Consider the following 305-nt stretch of genomic DNA (forward strand, 5'->3'; position numbering starts at 1 on the left):
AAGCTAGTAAGATCCCTGAAAGATGATCAGGTTGATAGGTTCGAGGTGGAAGCATGGTGACATGTGGAGCTGACGAATACTAATAGATCGAGGACTTAACCATATAATATGAAGCAAATGTTATCTAGTTTTGAAGGAATATACCTTCATAGTTTGGTGATGATGGCAGAGAGGTCACACCCGTTCCCATACCGAACACGGAAGTTAAGCTCTCTAGCGCCGATGGTAGTTGGGACCTTGTCCCTGTGAGAGTAGGACGTCGCCAAGCAAGATAAAAACACAAGTCTTTTGACTTGTGTTTTTTT

2 rRNA genes are annotated in these 305 nt (G+C 43.0%); both read left to right on the forward strand.

The features are described from left to right. Positions 1-103: ribosomal RNA gene (locus AC1DKZ_RS33205) — 23S ribosomal RNA — on the forward strand; the annotation flags it as partial. 49 nt (positions 104-152) lie between these two features. Continuing rightward, positions 153-268 (forward strand): 5S ribosomal RNA (rrf, locus tag AC1DKZ_RS33210). Positions 269-305 lie beyond the last annotated feature (37 nt).

Source organism: Bacillus sp. 05T21 (assembly GCF_056396785.1).